General features: G+C 66.6%; 20 protein-coding genes. 6 read left to right on the forward strand and 14 right to left on the reverse strand.

Annotated elements, in window-relative coordinates; genetic code table 11:
* The first annotated feature begins 78 nt into the window (after nucleotides 1–78).
* Nucleotides 79–711 (forward strand): uracil phosphoribosyltransferase, encoded by a 633-nt coding sequence (upp, locus tag ACUXVE_RS12800; protein ID WP_025878832.1) that lies wholly within the window; start codon nucleotides 79–81, stop codon nucleotides 709–711.
* Nucleotides 712–829: 118 nt separating this feature from the next.
* The gene (locus ACUXVE_RS12805; RefSeq protein ID WP_025878831.1) at nucleotides 830–1,123 is read left to right on the forward strand and encodes a PsiF family protein; all 294 of its coding nucleotides are present in this window, start codon (nucleotides 830–832) and stop codon (nucleotides 1,121–1,123) included.
* 382 nt (nucleotides 1,124–1,505) lie between these two features.
* Here ACUXVE_RS12805 and ACUXVE_RS12810 read toward each other — a convergent pair whose 3' ends face one another.
* The 6 genes from ACUXVE_RS12810 to rsmD all read right to left on the reverse strand — a co-directional run bounded on the left by ACUXVE_RS12810 (nucleotide 1,506) and on the right by rsmD (nucleotide 6,336).
* Nucleotides 1,506–2,393 carry an MBL fold metallo-hydrolase gene (locus ACUXVE_RS12810; RefSeq protein ID WP_025878830.1) on the reverse strand — a complete coding sequence of 296 codons (888 nt, stop codon included), beginning with the start codon at nucleotides 2,391–2,393 and terminating at the stop codon, nucleotides 1,506–1,508.
* A gap of 120 nt (nucleotides 2,394–2,513) precedes the next feature.
* Nucleotides 2,514–4,241 (reverse strand): gamma-glutamyltransferase, encoded by a 1,728-nt coding sequence (gene ggt, locus ACUXVE_RS12815; protein ID WP_222389955.1) that lies wholly within the window; start codon nucleotides 4,239–4,241, stop codon nucleotides 2,514–2,516.
* The gene (locus ACUXVE_RS12820; protein ID WP_025878828.1) at nucleotides 4,238–4,519 is read right to left on the reverse strand and encodes a YfhL family 4Fe-4S dicluster ferredoxin; all 282 of its coding nucleotides are present in this window, start codon (nucleotides 4,517–4,519) and stop codon (nucleotides 4,238–4,240) included. The genes ggt and ACUXVE_RS12820 overlap by 4 nt, the downstream gene beginning before the upstream one ends.
* A gap of 132 nt (nucleotides 4,520–4,651) precedes the next feature.
* Nucleotides 4,652–5,143, reverse strand: a complete 492-nt coding sequence (locus ACUXVE_RS12825) for a hypothetical protein (protein WP_025878827.1) — start codon at nucleotides 5,141–5,143, stop codon at nucleotides 4,652–4,654.
* Nucleotides 5,144–5,221: 78 nt separating this feature from the next.
* Nucleotides 5,222–5,731 carry a pantetheine-phosphate adenylyltransferase gene (gene coaD, locus ACUXVE_RS12830; RefSeq protein ID WP_008267036.1) on the reverse strand — a complete coding sequence of 170 codons (510 nt, stop codon included), beginning with the start codon at nucleotides 5,729–5,731 and terminating at the stop codon, nucleotides 5,222–5,224.
* A gap of 26 nt (nucleotides 5,732–5,757) precedes the next feature.
* A complete protein-coding gene (gene rsmD, locus ACUXVE_RS12835) occupies nucleotides 5,758–6,336 on the reverse strand; it encodes a 16S rRNA (guanine(966)-N(2))-methyltransferase RsmD (protein ID WP_093819966.1) in 579 nt (192 codons plus the stop codon).
* A gap of 357 nt (nucleotides 6,337–6,693) precedes the next feature.
* Between rsmD and htpG the strand changes: the two genes are divergently transcribed.
* The gene (htpG, locus tag ACUXVE_RS12840; RefSeq protein WP_222389956.1) at nucleotides 6,694–8,586 is read left to right on the forward strand and encodes a molecular chaperone HtpG; all 1,893 of its coding nucleotides are present in this window, start codon (nucleotides 6,694–6,696) and stop codon (nucleotides 8,584–8,586) included.
* A 300-nt stretch (nucleotides 8,587–8,886) separates the two neighbouring features.
* Here htpG and ACUXVE_RS12845 read toward each other — a convergent pair whose 3' ends face one another.
* The gene (locus ACUXVE_RS12845; protein WP_445514521.1) at nucleotides 8,887–9,189 is read right to left on the reverse strand and encodes a hypothetical protein; all 303 of its coding nucleotides are present in this window, start codon (nucleotides 9,187–9,189) and stop codon (nucleotides 8,887–8,889) included.
* A gap of 131 nt (nucleotides 9,190–9,320) precedes the next feature.
* On the opposite strand from ACUXVE_RS12845, the gene ftsY reads away from it, so the two are divergent.
* The 3 genes from ftsY to ACUXVE_RS12860 all read left to right on the forward strand — a co-directional run bounded on the left by ftsY (nucleotide 9,321) and on the right by ACUXVE_RS12860 (nucleotide 12,201).
* Nucleotides 9,321–10,685: a signal recognition particle-docking protein FtsY gene (ftsY, locus tag ACUXVE_RS12850; protein ID WP_445514522.1), complete on the forward strand. Its 1,365-nt coding sequence runs from the start codon at nucleotides 9,321–9,323 to the stop codon at nucleotides 10,683–10,685.
* A 116-nt stretch (nucleotides 10,686–10,801) separates the two neighbouring features.
* On the forward strand, nucleotides 10,802–11,926 hold the full coding sequence (gene mutY / locus ACUXVE_RS12855) for an A/G-specific adenine glycosylase (protein ID WP_222389959.1): 1,125 nt from the start codon (nucleotides 10,802–10,804) through the stop codon (nucleotides 11,924–11,926).
* Nucleotides 11,927–11,931: 5 nt separating this feature from the next.
* Nucleotides 11,932–12,201, forward strand: a complete 270-nt coding sequence (locus ACUXVE_RS12860) for an oxidative damage protection protein (protein ID WP_222389960.1) — start codon at nucleotides 11,932–11,934, stop codon at nucleotides 12,199–12,201.
* 66 nt (nucleotides 12,202–12,267) lie between these two features.
* On the opposite strand, the gene ACUXVE_RS12865 is transcribed toward ACUXVE_RS12860, so the two are convergent.
* The 7 genes from ACUXVE_RS12865 to sdhA all read right to left on the reverse strand — a co-directional run bounded on the left by ACUXVE_RS12865 (nucleotide 12,268) and on the right by sdhA (nucleotide 18,185).
* Nucleotides 12,268–12,717 (reverse strand): DUF6491 family protein, encoded by a 450-nt coding sequence (locus ACUXVE_RS12865; RefSeq protein ID WP_093820190.1) that lies wholly within the window; start codon nucleotides 12,715–12,717, stop codon nucleotides 12,268–12,270.
* 132 nt (nucleotides 12,718–12,849) lie between these two features.
* Nucleotides 12,850–13,563 (reverse strand): lipoprotein-releasing ABC transporter ATP-binding protein LolD, encoded by a 714-nt coding sequence (lolD, locus tag ACUXVE_RS12870; RefSeq protein ID WP_222389961.1) that lies wholly within the window; start codon nucleotides 13,561–13,563, stop codon nucleotides 12,850–12,852.
* Nucleotides 13,556–14,797 carry a lipoprotein-releasing ABC transporter permease subunit gene (locus tag ACUXVE_RS12875; protein ID WP_093819978.1) on the reverse strand — a complete coding sequence of 414 codons (1,242 nt, stop codon included), beginning with the start codon at nucleotides 14,795–14,797 and terminating at the stop codon, nucleotides 13,556–13,558. Before ACUXVE_RS12875 ends, lolD begins: the two co-directional genes overlap by 8 nt.
* 23 nt (nucleotides 14,798–14,820) lie before the next feature.
* Nucleotides 14,821–15,270 (reverse strand): hypothetical protein, encoded by a 450-nt coding sequence (locus tag ACUXVE_RS12880; RefSeq protein WP_445514523.1) that lies wholly within the window; start codon nucleotides 15,268–15,270, stop codon nucleotides 14,821–14,823.
* A complete protein-coding gene (locus ACUXVE_RS12885; protein ID WP_032977868.1) occupies nucleotides 15,221–15,469 on the reverse strand; it encodes an FAD assembly factor SdhE in 249 nt (82 codons plus the stop codon). Before ACUXVE_RS12885 ends, ACUXVE_RS12880 begins: the two co-directional genes overlap by 50 nt.
* Nucleotides 15,470–15,542: 73 nt before the next feature.
* Nucleotides 15,543–16,328, reverse strand: coding sequence for a succinate dehydrogenase iron-sulfur subunit (locus tag ACUXVE_RS12890; RefSeq protein ID WP_025878815.1), 786 nt, complete (start codon nucleotides 16,326–16,328; stop codon nucleotides 15,543–15,545).
* A gap of 66 nt (nucleotides 16,329–16,394) precedes the next feature.
* On the reverse strand, nucleotides 16,395–18,185 hold the full coding sequence (gene sdhA, locus ACUXVE_RS12895; RefSeq protein ID WP_080149147.1) for a succinate dehydrogenase flavoprotein subunit: 1,791 nt from the start codon (nucleotides 18,183–18,185) through the stop codon (nucleotides 16,395–16,397).
* Between the last annotated feature and the right edge of the window lie 18 nt (nucleotides 18,186–18,203).

An 18,203-nucleotide genomic window follows, 5' to 3' on the forward strand; every position in this document is an offset into this window, starting at 1 on the left:
CCTGGCCTGCCGGACCCGGCTCGGCACCACCGCGCATTCCGCTTAAAATGGGGGCCTCCCCTTCTGCCAGACCCTCCCATGAAGATCGTCGAAGTGCGCCACCCGCTGGTGCAGCACAAGATCGGCCTGATGCGCAACGCCGCGCTCAGCACCAAGGATTTCCGCGAACTGGCCAACGAACTGGGCACGCTGCTGGCCTACGAGGCCACCGCCGACCTGGAAACCGAGCCGCACACCCTGCCGGGCTGGTCCGGCCCAGTCACCGTGCAGCGCATCGCCGGCGCCAAGATCACCGTGGTGCCGATCCTGCGCGCCGGCCTGGGCATGCTCAGCGGCGTGCTGTCGCTGATTCCGGCCGCCCGAGTCAGCGTGGTCGGCCTGCAGCGCGATGAGGAAACCCTGCAGCCGGTGCCCTACTTCGAGCGCCTGACCGGCCGCCTGGAAGAGCGCGACGCGCTGATCCTCGACCCGATGCTGGCCACCGGCGGCACCCTGATCGCCACCATCGACATGCTCAAGCGCGCCGGCGCACGCCGGATCAAGGGCATCTTCCTGGTTGCCGCGCCGGAGGGCATCGAAGCGGTGAAGGCCGTGCACCCGGACGTGGAGATCTACACCGCCGCGATCGACGCGCAGCTCAACGACAAGGGCTACATCCTGCCGGGCCTTGGTGACGCCGGCGACCGCATCTTCGGTACCCGCGTGGGCTGAGATCGACCGGGGTCGGAGCGCTTTCGAAAGGAAGTGCTCCACCTGCTCCAGGCACCTTCACGCCGGCTTTGCGGCAACGGGCGAATGCTCCGCGCACCCGCCCTGCCCTGGAGCCACCATGAAAGCCTCTTTGCTGCTCGCCGCCGCCCTGCTGGTCGGCCTCCCGATTGCCGCCAACGCAGCCACCCCACAGCAACAGCGCATGGCCGACTGTTCGGCAAAGAACAAAGGGCTGAAAGGCGACGCCTACAAGTCCGCGCAGAGCGCATGCCTGAGTTCGCACGCAGCCGCACCGGCAACCCCTGCCACGCCGCAGGAGCGCATGAAGAAGTGCAACGCAGACGCTGCCACCCAAAAGCTCGCCGGCGACGCCCGCAAGACCTTCATGAGCAGCTGCCTCAAGGCATCGTAAAAAACTGCGAAGAAAGGCCCCATCCACGCATGGCGTGGATCTACTGACCGTCACTTGGAACCTGTCCGTCGAATGGGGTCAGAGCCCGTTGCCCAGAAACGGGATCCGACCCCGAAAGACTCACCGGGTGTCCCATCCGTCACCGGAAAACTGTCGAAGGCGGGGCGGTGTCGGATTGCGGGGTGTCAGCCGCATGGATGCGGCTGCCAAGCCTACAAGGACGTACTTGCGGCGTTCCCGCCATCCGAGCCTACAAGGACGTACTTGCGGCGTTCCCGCCATCCGACACCGCCCCGCCACCCCACGGACAGCCCGCTGTTGCTGTTGCTGTTGCTTCGGCTCCGGCCTCTGCAGGTGCAGGGCGCAGCCCTGCCGGCCAACCTCACCCCAGCGCGCGCGCCTTCAGTTCGCCCTGCTCATGCAGCGTCACGAAACGTCCCTTCTCATCCCGCCCGACCTGCGCCAGCGCCACCTGCGGATCATGGGTGAAGAACAGATGCACGTTGCGCGCCAGCTTGTCTTCCAGGAACTGCCGCTTCTCGTCGATCAGCAGCTCGGCGTTGCGGTCGTACCCCATGGTGATCGGCACGTGCACCCACGAGCGACCCGGAATCAGATCGGCGCAGAACACCACGCCGCCGTGCGCCCCCTCGCCTGCGCGTGCCTGCCCGACGATCTCGGCCAGCATCAGCCCTGGCGTGTGCCCGTCGCTGTAGCTGAAACGCACGCTGTGGCCGAGCACCTTCGAATACTCGCCGTCCACCACTTCCAGGCGGCCACTGGCCTGCAGCAGGCCCGGCAGTTCTGGAATGAAGCTGGCGCGATCGCGCGGGTGCGGCTGCAGCGCGCGCTGCCAGTGCTGCGCACCGACCACGTACGTCGCATTGGGGAACAGCAGTTCCGGTTCACGGCCTTCGTGCCACGCGGCCAACAGGCCGCCGGCATGGTCGAAGTGCAGATGGCTGAGCACCACCACGTCGATGTCTTCGTGCTCGAAGCCGGCTTCGCGCAGTGAATCGATCAGCACATGCTGGCTTTCCTGCACGCCATAGCGCTCGCGCATGCGCGGCTCGAAGAACGCACCGATGCCGGTTTCGAACAGCACCGTCTTGCCTTCCAGCGGGCTCGCCAACAACGCACGACAGGCCAGCTCGATGCGGTTGAGCTCATCCGGTGCTGCCCACTTTTCCCACAACGCGCGCGGCGCGTTGCCGAACATTGCACCGCCATCCAGGCGTTGGGTATTACCGCGGATCGACCATAGTTTCATGAGGCAATTATCGGTGGCCGCTCGTTAAATAATCGCTAGTGGGGAAATGAAAAACCCCGCCGTTGCGGGCGGGGTTCCCAGGTTTGCGTCCGCCGGACATGGCCCGGCGCAACCGCCGGCTCAGGGAGCCGGCACGACCTGGGCACTGCCGACCGGGTTGCGCGGGTCGCTGCCGCCAAACAGCTTGTTGGCCTTGCGGTCCCACTCCACCGTCTGCAGGTTGCCCCACACGTGGCTGGAGCCGCGGCCGCCGGCAGCGACCTCGCCCGGCAGGTCGATCTTGTGGCCCATCGCCTGCAGCTGCTTGATGGTGCCAGCGTCGAAAGCATTGCTTTCCGCTTCGATCAGGTCCGGCAGCCACTGATGGTGGTAGCGCGGCAGCGCGGCGACCTGCTGCGCATCCAGGCCAGCGTCGTAGCCCAGGATACCCAGCAGCACCATGGTGATGATGCGGCTGCCACCGGGCGTGCCCAGCACGATCACCTTGTCGTCGTTTTCCATGAAGGTGGGCGTCATCGAGCTGAGCATGCGCTTGCCCGGCTTCGGCGCGTTGGCCGCGTAGCCCATCACGCCAAAGGCGTTGGGCGTTCCCGGCTTCAGCGCGAAGTCGTCCATCTCGTTGTTCAGCAGCACGCCGGTGCCCTTCGGAATCAGGCCCGAGCCGTACAGCAGGTTGACGGTCTGGGTGGCACCGACACGGTTGCCATCACGGTCGATGATCGAGAAGTGGGTGGTCTCGTCATCCTCCAGCGGCGTCGGGTTGCCCGACAGCAGGTCGCTGGGGGTCGCCTTTTCCGGGTGGATGGTGGCACGCAGGCCCTGCGCGTAATCCTTGCTGGCCAGCACCTTCTGCGGGATCTGCACGAAATCCGGGTCGCCGAGGAAGAAGGTGCGGTCACGGTAGGCACGACGCATCGACTCGACCACCAGATGGGTGCGGTGCGCGGCATCCATCTGCTTGATGTCCCAGCCTTCCAGGATCTGCAGCATGCTGGCCAGGGCTATGCCACCGGAGGACGGCGGCGGTGCGGTGGTGATCTTCCAGCCGTTGTAGTTGAAGACGATCGGCGCGCGCTGCTTGACGCGGTAGCCGGCAAGCTCTTCGGCGGTCCACTTGCCGCCCGCCTGCTTCACGCCGGCCAGCAGCAGCTTGCCGGTCTGGCCCTTGTAGAAGCCGTCGAAGCCACCGGCCGCCAGGCGCTCGAGGGTCTGCGCCAGTTCCGGCTGCTTGAACAGGTCACCGGTGGCTATCGGCCTGCCATTGCGCAGGTAGACCTCGCGCGTACCGGGATAACGCTCCATCACTTCACGGCGCGAGGCATAGCCCTTGGCCATGCGGTCGTACACCGGGAAGCCTTCACGCGCGATGCGGATCGCCGGCTGCAACGATGCCGCCAGCGGCAGCTTGCCGTGCTTGGCCGACAGTTCGACCAGCGCCGCCGGCAGGCCCGGAATGCCGGCCGACCACGGGCCGTTGACCGAGCGGTCGCGGTCCAGGTCACCCTTCTTGTCGAGGAAGGCCTGCGGCGTGGCCGCGGCCGGCGCGGTCTCGCGCGCGTCCAGCATCACGTCCTTGCCGGTGGCCGCATCGTGCAGCAGGAAGAAGCCGCCGCCACCGAGGCCGGAGCTGATCGGCTCGACCACCGCCAGGGTGGAAGACACCGCCACCGCCGCGTCGAAAGCGTTGCCGCCCTGGGCCAGGATGTCGACACCGGCCTGGGTGGCCAGGGCGTGACCGCTGGCGATGGCCGCGCCATCGGGGCGCTCGGCACGGACCGGGGCATCAGCCCAGGCGAGGGAACTCAGCAGCAGGCCGAGCAGCAACAGGGGGCGGGCGAACGACTTCATTCGGATGGGGGCTCCGCATAGAGTTCGGGATGATCGTGCTGCAGTTGGCGCAACTTGGCCAGCAGCTCGATTTCGGTTTCGACGATGTCCGGATCGGGGTCGATGCATTCGACCGGGCAGACGACCACGCACTGCGGCTCGTCGAAATGGCCCACGCACTCGGTACAGCGGGCGGGGTCGATCACGTAGATGGTTTCACCCATCGTGATGGCCTGGTTCGGGCAGGCCGGCTCGCATACGTCGCAGTTGACGCAGAGCTCATTGATTTTCAGCGACATGGCGATACTCCACGCCCGCGCCTTGGGACAAGGACCGGCCTGCGCGGGCGCGCGGGCCGGTCAGGTCATCAGCGGCGCCCATCGCAGGGCGCCGCCCGGGCCGTGCCGAAGCACGACCGCCTCGGCTCGGTCTTACTTGGCTTCGACGAAAATGTACTCGGCACCGGTCGGCTGGACCACGGCCTGCACGCGGGCGTTGTCGGCGGACTGGCCGATGAAGACGACGCGCACGCCCTTCATCGAATCCGGCGAGACGTCCTTGAACACGGTCTGGATCATGTCCGCCATCTTGCCCGAGGCCGACGAACCGAAGGCCAGCATGTTGCCCGGCTGCACGCCACGGGCCACGGCCTGGGTCGCGCTTTCGGTCTGGCGCTCGTACTTGGCCTGGAAGTCCGGATCCGATTCCGGCGACAGGTAGTACAGGAACGGGCTGTTGGTGATGTTGCCCATGTTCTGGATGGCCACTTCCTGCAGGTACTTCTTCCAGCCTGCGTCGTCTTCCTTGGCCGGCGCGACCAGCGCCTGCTTGGCTTCGTCGACCGGAGCGGCTTCTTCCTTCTTGCAGGCGGTGAAAGCCAGGGCAAACGAAGCGATCAGCATCGCGCGCATGGTGTTGTTCATGGGTTTCCTCCCGGAATGTTGCGTGTTGGTGTGCGTAATGGAATGCGTGGTGCTACAGGATCTACTGCTGGCCAGGGCTTACGACTGCGCCGACTTCGCTTCGCGGACCTTGCGCAGCGCCTCGAGCACGGCGGCCGGCACGAAGCCGGACACATCGCCACCCAGGCGTGCGATCTCGCGGACCAGCGAGGACGAGATGAAGCTGTGCTGCTCGGCGGGGGTCAGGAACAGGGTCTCGACCTCCGGAATCAGGTGGCGGTTCATGCTCGCCATCTGGAATTCGTACTCGAAGTCGGACACCGCGCGCAGCCCGCGCAGCAGCACACCGCCCTGCACCGAACGTACAAAATGGGCCAGCAGCGTATCGAAGCCGATGACCTCGACGTTGCTGTGGTGGCCCAGGGCGCCACGCGCCAGCTGCACGCGCTGTTCCAGCGGCAGGGCCGGTCCCTTCGAGGGGCTCTGCGCCACGCCCACCACGACCTTTTCAAACAGCGGCGCGGCCCGGCTCACCAGGTCGATATGACCGTTGGTGATGGGGTCGAACGTGCCGGGATAGACGGCGATGCGGCGGTTGGCCACGGTCATGGGCGGTAGCAGATGTTCAGATGAGGTCAAAGTGTAGCAGCGGCGCGGCGGTACAGGGCAAAGCGCACCTCGCGGGTGCCGCCATCGCGGTGCAGCAACCATTCCGGGGGCAGCGCCGGCACGTGGCTGGCCGGCGATTCCAGGTACAGCCAGGCATCGGCGGCCAGGTGCCGCGGCAACTGGGCCAGCACGTCCTGCCACAGGCCATCGGCGAACGGCGGGTCGATGAACACCAGATCCGCCTGCTGTGCCGGCGCGGCCTGCAGCCAGCGCAGCGCATCGGCCTGGGCGACCGTCACGACGTCACCCGCCTGCAGTCTGGCCACGGCCGCCGACAGGTTGCGCGCCAGCTGCGGGTCGCGCTCGACCAGGGTGGCATGCGCAGCCCCGCGCGAGACCGCCTCCAGGCCCAGCGCGCCGCTGCCGGCGAACAGGTCCAGCACGCGCGCCCCGCCCAGCTTGGGCATCAACCAGTTGAACAGGGTCTCACGCACGCGGTCGCTGCTGGGCCGCAGGCCCGGCAGGGTCGGCACCGGCAGCCGGGTATTGCGCCAGCGCCCACCGATGATGCGCACCTGGCCTTCGTTGCCACCGCGGCCGCTCACAGGCGCCCCTGGCGAGGTTCATTCGAGAATTTCAGCATGAGCGGGATTGTAGTTCGGCCGGGCTGCGCCCGGCACCCGCGAGGCCGAAGCAACGGCCGAAGCAACAGCCAGAGCAACGGCAAAAGCTGGTTTCCTGTGGGTAGGCGGGGTGGGTCAGGCTGTGGGGGACGCCGTAAACCCACAGTGCCCCGCCATCCCACGGAATGCCCGCTGTTGCTGTTGCTGTTGCTGTTGCTTTGGCCTCGGCGGGTGCCGGGCGCAGCCCGGCCGACCAACCCCTTGATTTCGGGACAATCACCCCTACCCCTTGGCGAGGCCGCACGCGCTTGCGCGGCACCGCACATGGAGCCCTACCCGATGACCGAGACGACCCAGACCGAAACCCTTGGCTTCCAGACCGAAGTCAAGCAGCTGCTGCAGCTGATGATCCACTCGCTGTACTCCAACAAGGAGATCTTCCTCCGCGAGCTGGTCTCCAATGCCGCCGACGCCGCCGACAAGCTGCGCTTCGAAGCCCTGACCCAGCCCGAGCTGCTGGAAGGCGACAGCGAGCTGCGCGTGCGCGTCAGCTTCGATCCGGCCGCCCACACCATCACCATCGAAGACAACGGCATCGGCATGAGCCGCGCCGATGCCATCACCCACCTCGGCACCATCGCCAAGTCCGGCACCGGCGACTTCCTGCGCCAGCTGTCCGGCGACCAGAAGAAGGACTCGCAGCTGATCGGCCAGTTCGGCGTCGGCTTCTACAGTGCCTTCATCGTCGCCGACGAAGTGGAAGTCACTTCGCGCCGCGCCGGCCTGGCCGCCAATGAAGGCGTGCGCTGGACCTCGCGTGGCGAAGGCGATTTCGATGTCGCCAGCATCGACAAGGCCGAGCGCGGCACCCGCATCGTCCTGCACCTGAAGGACGGCGAGCACGACTTCGCCGACGGCTGGCGCCTGCGCAGCATCCTCAAGAAGTACTCCGACCACATCGGCCTGCCGATCCAGATGCCCAAGGAAGGCGGCGAAGAAGGCGCCGCGATCGAGTGGGAAACCGTCAACCGCGCCAGCGCGCTGTGGACCCGCCCGCGCACCGAGATCAGCGATGCGGAGTACACCGAGTTCTACAAGCACGTCGCCCACGACCACAGCGACCCGCTGGCGTGGAGCCACAACAAGGTCGAAGGCAAGCTGGAGTACACCTCGCTGCTGTACGTGCCGGGCCGCGCGCCGTTCGACCTGTACCACCGCGATGCGCCCAAGGGCCTGAAGCTGTACGTGCAGCGCGTGTTCGTGATGGACCAGGCCGAACAGTTCCTGCCGCTGTACCTGCGTTTCATCAAGGGCGTGGTCGATTCCAACGACCTGTCGCTGAATGTCTCGCGCGAAATCCTGCAGTCCGGCCCGGTCATCGATTCGATGAAGGCCGCACTGACCAAGCGTTCGCTGGACATGCTGGAGAAGCTGTCCAGCGACAAGCCCGAGCAGTACGCCACGTTCTGGAAGGAATTCGGCCAGGTGCTGAAGGAAGGCCCGGCCGAGGACTACAACAACCGTGAGAAGGTCGCCGGCCTGCTGCGCTTCGCTTCCACCCGTGGCGAGGCCGATGCGCAGACCGTCTCGTTGGCCGACTACATCGGCCGCATGGCCGAAGGCCAGGACAAGATCTATTACTTGACCGGCGAGAGCTACAGCCAGGTGCGCAACAGCCCGCACCTGGAAGTGTTCCGCAAGAAGGGCATCGAAGTCCTGCTGCTGACCGATCGCATCGACGAGTGGCTGATGGGCTACCTGACCGATTTCGACGGCAAGGGCTTCGTCGACATCGCCCGCGGCGACCTCGACCTGGGCGCGCTGGAGAGCGAAGCGGACAAGCAGGAGCAGGAAGCCGCAGCCAAGGACAAGCAGGGCCTGGTCGAGCGCCTGAAGAACGTGCTCGGCGATGACGTGGCCGAAGTGCGCGTGTCGCACCGCCTGACCGATTCGCCGGCGGTGCTGGCCATCGGCGAACAGGACCTGGGCCTGCAGATGCGCCAGATCCTGGAAGCCAGCGGCCAGAAGGTGCCCGACAGCAAGCCGGTACTGGAGATCAACCCGGGTCATCCGCTGATCGCCAAGCTGGATGCTGAAGCCGATGGCGCACGTTTCGACGACCTGGGCCGGGTGCTGTTCGACCAGGCCGCACTGGCCGCCGGCGACAGCCTGAAGGACCCGGGTGCCTACGTGGCCCGTTTGAACAAGCTGCTGCTGGAGCTGTCGGCCTGACCGATGCCGGGATCGCCCGGCCTGGTGGGTGCCAACCTCGGTTGGCAACGCCATTGCCCCGGTAGATGCCACCCTTGGTTGGCGCTGCTGTTGGCCTGGTAGATGCCAACCTTGGTTGCCGCTTGAAAAGCTGCCGAGCATGGCTTGACTGCAAAAGCGTGCCAACCAAGGTTGGCACCTACCAGAGCCGGTCGGATCAAGCCCGTCCCGGAGGAGGTCGGATCAGACACGCACCAGAGCAGGTCGGATCAAGCCCGTCCCGGAGCCGGTCGGATCAGACCCATCCCAGATGCGGTCCGATCAGGCCTGCCGATCCAGCAGCGAGCCCAGCATCTGGTCCTCGCTGCGGATCAGCACGGCATTGGCAGCGAAGGCCACCACCTCGGCCTTGGCAGCCAACAGGTCGCCCAGCGGTGCGGTCGGATCGGTGTCGCCATGGGACGTCACGCGGGTGTCCACCCCGCCCTGCGCTGCGGCATCGCGCTGCAGCTGCAGTCGTGGCGCATCCGGGGTCGCCAGGTTGGCCACATTGTGTGCAGCCACCTGCACGCCCTGCTGGGCCGCACGCATCCCGCTGAGCGCAACACCTGTCACATCGTTCATCGGCGGTCTCCCAGGCCACCCAACGCAGCCCTCCGGACCGGTTAACGGCCGCGCAGCTGCGACCTTGAGTCCACGCCGGCCATACAGGCCCGGGTGGTAGCATATCCCTCTGATTTCAGCGCCTTTTGCCAATGCTCAGTTTTTTCCGCCGCAAGAAGCCCCAGGACGCCGCCACACCGGACGCGCCCAAGACCCAGCACTACTCGGCTGAAGAGCTGGCGGCGGCATTCCCGTCGGCCGCGCCACCCGAGCAGGCCCCGGCCGCACCGGTAGCCCCGCCGACGGTGGAAGCGCCTGTGCCAGCTGCCACGCCCGAGGTCGTTGCGCCCGCAACGTCAACCGCGCCGGCCCCGCAAGCAACACTGCAGACGGCGCAGGAAACCATCCCCGAAGCCGCGCCCGCCCGCGTGCCCGAAGCCACCCCCGCCCGCGTGCTGGCGCCGGAGAACTTCGAAGCCGAAGCGGCCGCCGCTGCCGCGGTGCTCGCCCCGCTGGCCCCGGTCATCCCGGCACAGGAACCTGCCGCCCCCGCCGCCGACCTGCCGGTACTGGTCGATGCCCCGGCTGCTGCGGCGGGCAAGCCCGGCTGGCGCGAGCGCCTGCGCAACAGTGCGTTTGCCCGCAGTTTCGGCGGCCTGTTCTCGCGCAACCCCAAGCTTGATGACGACCTGCTGGACGAGATCGAGACCGCGCTGCTGACCGCCGACGTTGGCGTTGCCGCCACCACCGACCTGATCGCCGACCTGCGCAAGCGCATGAAGGCGCGCGAGTTCATCGATGCCAATGCCCTGCTGGCGGCACTGCGCGCGGACCTGATCGCGATCCTGCAGCCGGTATCCAGGCCACTGGTCATCGACCGCAACGCCAAGCCGTTCGTGGTGCTGACCGTGGGCGTCAACGGCGTCGGCAAGACCACCACCATCGGCAAGCTGGCCAAGCGTTTCAAGGATGAGGGCCACAGCCTGATGCTGGCCGCTGGCGATACCTTCCGCGCCGCCGCCGTCGCCCAGCTGCAGATCTGGGGCGAGCGCAACGGCGTGGCCGTGGTCGCGCAGGGGCAGAACGCTGATGCCGCCTCGGTGGCCTACGATGCGCTGCAGGCCGGCAAGGCCCGCGGCACCTCGGTACTGATCGCCGATACCGCAGGCCGCCTGCACACCCAGTCCGGGCTGATGAACGAGCTGGGCAAGATCCGCCGCGTGCTCGGCAAGATCGACGAGAACGCGCCGCACGAAGTGCTGATGGTGATCGACGGCACCACCGGCCAGAACGCGCTTTCGCAGCTGCGCCAGTTCAATGCCGCAGTCAAGGTGACCGGCTTGGTGGTGACCAAGCTGGACGGTACCGCCAAGGGCGGCGTGGTGTTCGCGCTGGCCCGGGAGTTCGGCATTCCGATCCGTTTCGCCGGCATCGGCGAGCGCCCGGAAGACCTGCGCGTGTTCGATCCGGAAGCCTTCGTCGACGCCCTGTTGCCCGAAGCACTGGGCACTGCCTGACGCGCCCGCATCCGCGCATGGCGTGGCTCTACTGCAACCCGGTAGAGCCACCCCATGGATGACCGGCCGCTGCCGTAGTAGAGCCACCCCATGGGTGGCTGCCCCCTGGAGTACCGATGCCCCGCCAGCCGAACGCCAGCGCCACGTCCGACCCTGAGCACGGCTTCGTTGCCCGCCTGCTGCACTGGTTCGACGACCACGGCCGCCACGACCTGCCCTGGCAGCATCCGCGCAGCCCGTACCGGGTGTGGTTGTCGGAGATCATGCTGCAGCAGACCCAGGTGGCCACGGTCATTCCGTACTTCCATCGGTTCCTGCAGCACTTCCCCACCCTGCCCGACCTTGCCGCCGCCAGCAACGACGCGGTAATGGCGCAGTGGGCCGGCCTGGGCTACTACGCCCGTGCACGCAATCTGCACGCCGCCGCCAAGCGCTGCGTGGCCGAGCACGGCGGCGACCTGCCGCGTGATTTCGATGCCCTGCACGATCTGCCCGGCATCGGCCGCAGCACCGCCGGCGCGATCCTCAGCCAGGCCTGGAACGACCCGTTCGCGATCCTCGATGGCAACGTCAAGCGCGTGCTCAGCCGCTATCACGGCGTCGAAGGCTTCCCTGGCCTGCCCGCCATCGAAAAGCAGCTGTGGGCCATCGCCGAAGCGCAGGTCGCCCAGGTGCCGGTTGGACGCATGGCCGACTACACCCAGGCGCAGATGGACCTCGGTGCCACGGTCTGCAGCCGGTCCAGACCGGCCTGCGTGATCTGTCCGCTGCAGGCCGATTGCGTGGCACGTCGCGAAGGCCGCACCGCCGAGCTGCCAACCGCAAAGCCAGGCAAGACGCTGCCCGAACGCGAGGCGGTGGCTTTGCTGCTGCGCGACAAGCAGCAGCGCGTACTGCTGCAGAAGCGGCCGGACACCGGCATCTGGGCACAGTTGTGGACGCTTCCGCAGGCCGATGCTGGCAGCGAGCTGCAGGACTGGTTCGACGTCCACGTCGATGGTTCGCTGGAAGATGCCGAGGAACTGCCAGTGCTGCAGCACACCTTCAGCCACTACAAACTGCACCTGCAGGTATTGTCACGGCAGGTGCACGGCCTGCGCGTGCAAGAACCCACGCTGCGCTGGGTTGGCGCAGCCGAACTGCCTGCACTGGGCTTGCCTGCCCCCATCCGCAAACTGCTTGAGGGCGCGCCCATCAAGAGCCCGAAGCGAACCTCCGCAAAATCCCGCAACCACGAGTGAGTGCCATGCCCCGAACCGTCTTCTGCCAGTACGAACAACGCGATGCCGAGGGCCTGGACTTCGTGCCTTACCCGGGCGAACTGGGCCAGCGTGTGTTCAACCACATCGGCAAGCCGGCGTGGACCGCATGGCTGGCACACCAGACCATGCTGATCAACGAGAACCGCCTTTCCCCGCGAAAGCCGGAGCATCGCGCCTGGCTGGAAACGGAACTGGTGAAGTTCCTGTTCGAGAAGGACGCGGAGAAGCCCGCCGGGTTCACCCCGGAAGCCTGACCTGCCGGTAGCGCCGGGCCATCCCGGCGTTCCCGCACCCGCCGGGCATGGCCCGGCGCTACCGGCCTATTTCGTGGACTCTTCGCGCTCCTGCACCTGCGCCTGGCGCATTTCCTTCTCCTCCGCCCGCAGCGACTTCACGTCCAGCTTGCGGATGGTCTTGATGAAGCACGGCATGCGCGGACCACCGGTCGGGTCACGTACCAGCACTTTGTCGAACGGCGCCGAGACGCGGCCCATGTGGCTGGTCAAGCCGATTGCCGGCGCGTAGGACAGATCCGGGCATGGCCCGCTCAGTTCCAGCAGGTAGGCCTCGCTGGGCTTGGTCCAGACCGCCAGCGCGCTGTCGCCCAGCTCGGTCCAGCCATTGAGACTGCCGAAGAACTGCATGTCCTTCTGCGGTGCGCCGGCGTGGGCACGATACAGCTCCAGCTTCTCGGCACTGCCCAAGCGCCCGGTGGTGGCGCAGCCAGCCAGGGCCAGGCACAGCCCGGCGATCAACAGTGGGGTCTTCATGGCGATCTCCGCGGGGGAACTGTGCCGATCATGCACCCGCCGGGGTGGTGCCGGCGCGACGGCCGGCAGCCCCGTTCAGGCCCTGCATCGAATCCGGTAGTCGCCAACCTTGGTTGGCGCTTGGCCGGCCGCTCAGACGTCGGCGTGGGCCAGCGCGTGCAGGCGCCCTTCGCGCAGCTCCAGCACCCGGTCCAGACGCCGTGCCAGCGAGCGGTCATGGGTCACCAGCACCAGGCTGGTATGCCGCGCACGGTTGAGCTCCAGCATCAGCTCGAACACGGTCGCAGCGGTGCGGTCATCCAGGTTGCCGGTCGGCTCGTCGCCCAGCACACAGGCCGGGTGATTGACCAACGCGCGCGCCACCGCGGCACGCTGGCGTTCGCCACCGGACAATTCGCCGGGCTTGTGGTCCAGGCGATGGCCCAGGCCGACCGATTCCAGCAGCGCCGTGGCGCGCGTAGTGGCCTCGGCCACCGCGGTACCGGCCAGCATCACCGGCATCATCACGTTTTCCAGCGCGGTGAATTCCGGCAGCAGGTGGTGGAACTGATAGACGAAACCCAGCGCCTGGTTGCGCAGCAGGCCGCGCGAGGTGTCCGACAGCGCCGACATGCGCTGGCCGGTGACATACACCTCGCCCGCGGTGGGCGTATCCAACCCGCCCAGCAGGTGCAGCAGTGTGCTCTTGCCGGCACCGGAGGCACCGATGATCGCAACCGTCTCACCTGCCGTCACCGTCAGGTCCAGCCCGTCGAACACCGGGGTCTGCATGCGCCCTTCGGCGTAGGTCTTGCCCAGCCCTTCGGCACGGATCACTTCATCGCCGCGGTTGAAGACCTTATTCATAGCGCAGGGCCTCCGCCGGCTGGGTGCGTGCTGCCCGCCAGGCGGGATACAGAGTGGCCAGGAAGCTCATCAGCAGCGCGACCAGGGTGATCACCACGATGTCGCTGGTCTGCATGTCGGTCGGCAGGCCGGTGATGTAGTACACATCCTCCGGCAGCAGCTTGACGTTGAACACCGACTCGATGGCGCCGAGGATGCGTTCCAGGTTCAAGGTCAGGGTGATGCCGCCGATCAGGCCGGCAAGGGTGCCGAAGATGCCGATCAGCGAGCCCTGCACCATGAACACCTGCATCACTCCGCCCGGGGTCAGGCCGAGGGTGCGCAGGATCGCGATATCGGCCTGCTTGTCGGTCACCAGCATCACCTGCGAGGACACCAGGTTGAACGCGCCCATGGCGATGATCAGCGAGAGCAGGATGCCCATCACCACTTTTTCCATGCGCAGCGAGTGGTACAGGTTGGCGTTCTGCTGGGTCCAGTCGCTGACCCGATAGGCACCGCCGAGGTTCTGCGCCAGGTCCACGCCCACCTCCAGCGAGCGGTCCATGTCATGCAGTTTCAGGCGCACGCCGGTGGCGCCATCGGAACGCAGTACGCGCTCCAGATCTTTCATGTTGGCAAAACCCACACCGCGATCGACCTCGTTGTAACCGGCCTCGAAGATGCCGCTGACGGTGAAGCGCTTCATCCGCGGCACCGCACCGGCTGGCGTGCCCTGCACTTCGGCGAAGGTCACCAGCACCTGGTCACCGACGTCCACGCCCAGCCAGACGGCCAGTTCCTTGCCCAGCAACAGGTTGAAGCTGCCCGGGGTCAGGCTGCCGTAGCTGCCCTTGGTGACCTTCTTGTCGATCACCGACACCTTCGGTTCCAGTGCCGGGTCGATGCCCTGGATGATCGCACCCTGCACGCGCGGGCCGCTGATCATCGACTGGATCTCGATATACGGCGCAGCACCGGCCACGCGCGGATCCTTGCTGGCCACATCGACCACGCGCATCCAGTCCGGCATCGGTTCGCCGTCGCGGCTGATGGTGGTGTGCGCGGTCATCTGCAGCAGGCGGCTGCGGATTTCCTTCTGGAAACCGCTCATGACCGCCAATGTGGTGATCAGCACCGTCACCCCGAGCGCGATGCCCAGGATCGATGCCATCGAAATGAAGGAGATGAAGCCGTTGCGGCGCTTGGCGCGCAGGTAGCGCAGGCCAATGGCCACGGGAATGGGTTTGAACATGCAGGCACGCCGGTCGATTCAGCCTATGGTGCCACCGACCGGGGCCGACGGGAAACGCTTCGTGCGGCCACGGCCAGTCGCAGTTCACGTCGTTGTGCGCGATCAAGCACGTCCGGCCAGAACAACAGGCGCCTGCGACGCCAGCCCTCGCGCCAGTGCAGCAGCAGCCAGGGCCCGCGCACCACCAGCCGGGGCTCGGCAATATCGCCGCCGTCCAGCTGCAGCAGCGCTGGCAGGGGCGACAGCTGCAGCACGACAGGGCGCCGCCGCAGGCGCCAGCCCAGCTCAGCCAGGCCAAGCGCCCAGACCCCGATCAACGCCGGAAGCAGGTGCGCGGACGGCAGATCCGAAGCATGCAGCAGCCACGGCGCGGCCAGCAGTACCGCCAGCTGGGCGCCGGCCTGCAGCCGCGACGGGCGCCACTCAAGGCTTGAGGGCGAGGATCCTGTGCATGAGGGGGACGGCGTGTGCATGCGGGCAGGCCTCGTAGCCCATGAACCAGCGCCACAACTTATCGTCCTCGCAATCGAGCAGGAACAGGAAAACCTCGCGGTCTTCGGTCGGCGCACTGCTCCATTCGCGGTCCAGGTAGCGACCGAACAACTGATCCAGTTCACGCATGCCGCGACGGCAGCGCCAGCGCAGCTTCTTCAGCAGGACTTCTTCATCCATTGTGTTTCTCCAGATACAGCAAAGCCACGCATGGCGTGGCTCTGCTGGGGTCATGCAACTACCCGGCACCGTATCAGGCGCGGCGTTCCATCATCAGCTTCTTGATCTCGGCGATCGCCAGCGCCGGGTTCAGTCCCTTCGGGCAGGTCCGGGCGCAGTTCATGATGGTGTGGCAGCGGTACAGCTTGAACGGATCTTCCAGATCGTCCAGGCGCGCACCGGTGTCCTCGTCGCGCGAATCGATGATCCAGCGGTAGGCCTGCAGCAGGATCGCCGGGCCCAGGTAACGCTCGCCGTTCCACCAGTAGCTCGGGCAGCTGGTCGAGCAGCACGCGCACAGGATGCACTCGTACAGACCATCGAGCTTCTTGCGGTCTTCCGGCGACTGCAGGCGCTCACGGTCCGGCGGTGCCGGGGTCTGGGTGCGGATCCACGGCTTGATCGAGGCGTACTGCGCGTAGAAGTGGGTCAGGTCCGGAACCAGATCCTTGACCACGTTCATGTGCGGCAGCGGATAGATCGGCACTTCCTTCTTGCCGCAGTCCGAGATGGCCCGGGTGCAGGCCAGGGTGTTGGTGCCGTCGATGTTCATCGCGCACGAACCACAGATGCCTTCGCGGCACGAGCGGCGGAAGGTCAGGGTCGGGTCGATCTCGTTCTTGATCTTGATCAGCGCGTCCAGAACCATCGGGCCGCAGGCGTCCAGATCGACGTCATAGGTGTCGGTGCGCGGATTGCTGTCGTCGTCCGGACTCCAGCGATAGATCTTGAAGGTGCGCACGTTCTTGCCGCCGGTCTTGGCGGGGAAGTGCTTGCCCTTCGTGATCTTGGAATTCTTGGGGAGTGAAAACTCGGCCATGGCTGCTCTCGTTGGCTCAGGCGGCCCGCGCCCGAGGGCGCGGATTGCATGTTAGGCGGGGTCGGATCAGTACACGCGCGGCTTCGGCGGCACCACGGACACGTCATCAGTCAACGTGTACATGTGCACCGGACGGTAGTCGAAGCTGCACTTGCCCTTCTCGTCCACGCTGACCAGGGTGTGCTTCTGCCAATTGACGTCGTCGCGGTCCGGGAAGTCCTCGTGCGCGTGTGCGCCGCGGCTTTCCTTGCGCTGCTCGGCCGAGTTGATCGTCGCCACTGCATTCAACAGCAGGTTGTTCAGCTCGTAGGTCTCGATCAGGTCCGAGTTCCAGACCAGGGAACGGTCGGAGACCTTCACGTCCTGGAACGAATCGAAGATCTTGTCCATCTTCTCGCAGCCTTCCTTCAGCGTCTGGCTGGTACGGAAGACCGCCGCGTCGGCCTGCATGGTGCGCTGCATGCGATCGCGGATGACCGAAGTCGGAGTATCGCCGTTGGCGTGGCGCAGCTTGTCCAGCAGGCCCAGCGCCTTGTCGCAGGCGTCGGCCGGCAGGGTCTTGTGCGCCGCGCCCGGGGTAATCGTCGCCGCGCAACGGTTGGCCACCGCACGCCCGAACACCACCAGGTCCAGCAGCGAATTCGAACCCAGGCGGTTGGCACCGTGCACCGAAACGCAGGCCGCTTCGCCGATGGCGTAAAGGCCCGGCACGACCGCATCGGGGTTCTCGCCGTCCTTGCGCACCACTTCACCGTGGTAGTTGGTCGGGATGCCGCCCATGTTGTAGTGCACGGTCGGAATCACCGGGATCGGCTGCTTGTGCACGTCGACGCCGGCGAAGATGCGCGCGCTTTCGGCGATGCCCGGCAGCTTGTCGTCGATCACGCCCGGGCCGAGGTGGGTCAGGTCGAGCAGGATGTGGTCCTTGTGCTCGCCCACGCCACGGCCTTCGCGGATCTCGATGGTCATCGATCGGCTGACCACGTCGCGCGAAGCCAGGTCCTTGTAGTGCGGTGCGTAACGCTCCATGAAGCGCTCGCCGCTGCTGTTGCGCAGGATGCCGCCTTCACCGCGGACACCCTCGGTGATCAGGCAGCCGGCGCCGTAGATGCCGGTCGGATGGAACTGCACGAACTCCATGTCCTGCATGGCAATGCCGGCGCGCATGGCCAGGCCGCCACCGTCGCCGGTGCAGGTATGCGCCGAGGTGGCGCTGAAGTAAGCGCGGCCGTAGCCGCCGGTGGCCAGCACCACGCCCTGGGCGCGGAACAGGTGCAGTGTGCCGTCGGACATGTCCAACGCCAGCACACCACGGCAGGCACCTTCGTCGTCGAAGATCAGGTCGAGCGCGAAGTACTCGATCATGAAGCGTGCGTCGTGCTTCAGCGACTGCTGGTACAGCGTGTGCAGCATCGCGTGGCCGGTACGGTCGGCCGCCGCGCAGGTACGCTGCGCCGCCGGGCCTTCGCCGTACTTGGTGGTCATGCCACCGAACGGACGCTGGTAGATCTTGCCTTCGGCGGTGCGGCTGAACGGCACGCCGTAGTGCTCGAGTTCGATGATCGCCGGAATCGCTTCACGGCACATGTACTCGATGGCGTCCTGGTCGCCCAGCCAGTCCGAACCCTTGATGGTGTCGAAGAAGTGGTAACGCCAGTCGTCCTCGCCCATGTTGCCGAGCGCGGCGGAGATACCCCCCTGCGCAGCAACCGTGTGCGAACGGGTCGGGAAGACCTTGGTCAGGCACACGGTCTGCAGGCCCTTGGCGGCCAGGCCGAACGTGGCACGCAGGCCGGCGCCGCCGGCGCCCACCACGACCATGTCGTACTTGTGTTCGGTAATCTTGTAAGCGGACATCTAGTCTGGATTCCTGTC

The organism is Stenotrophomonas sp. 3(2025) (assembly GCF_052665395.1).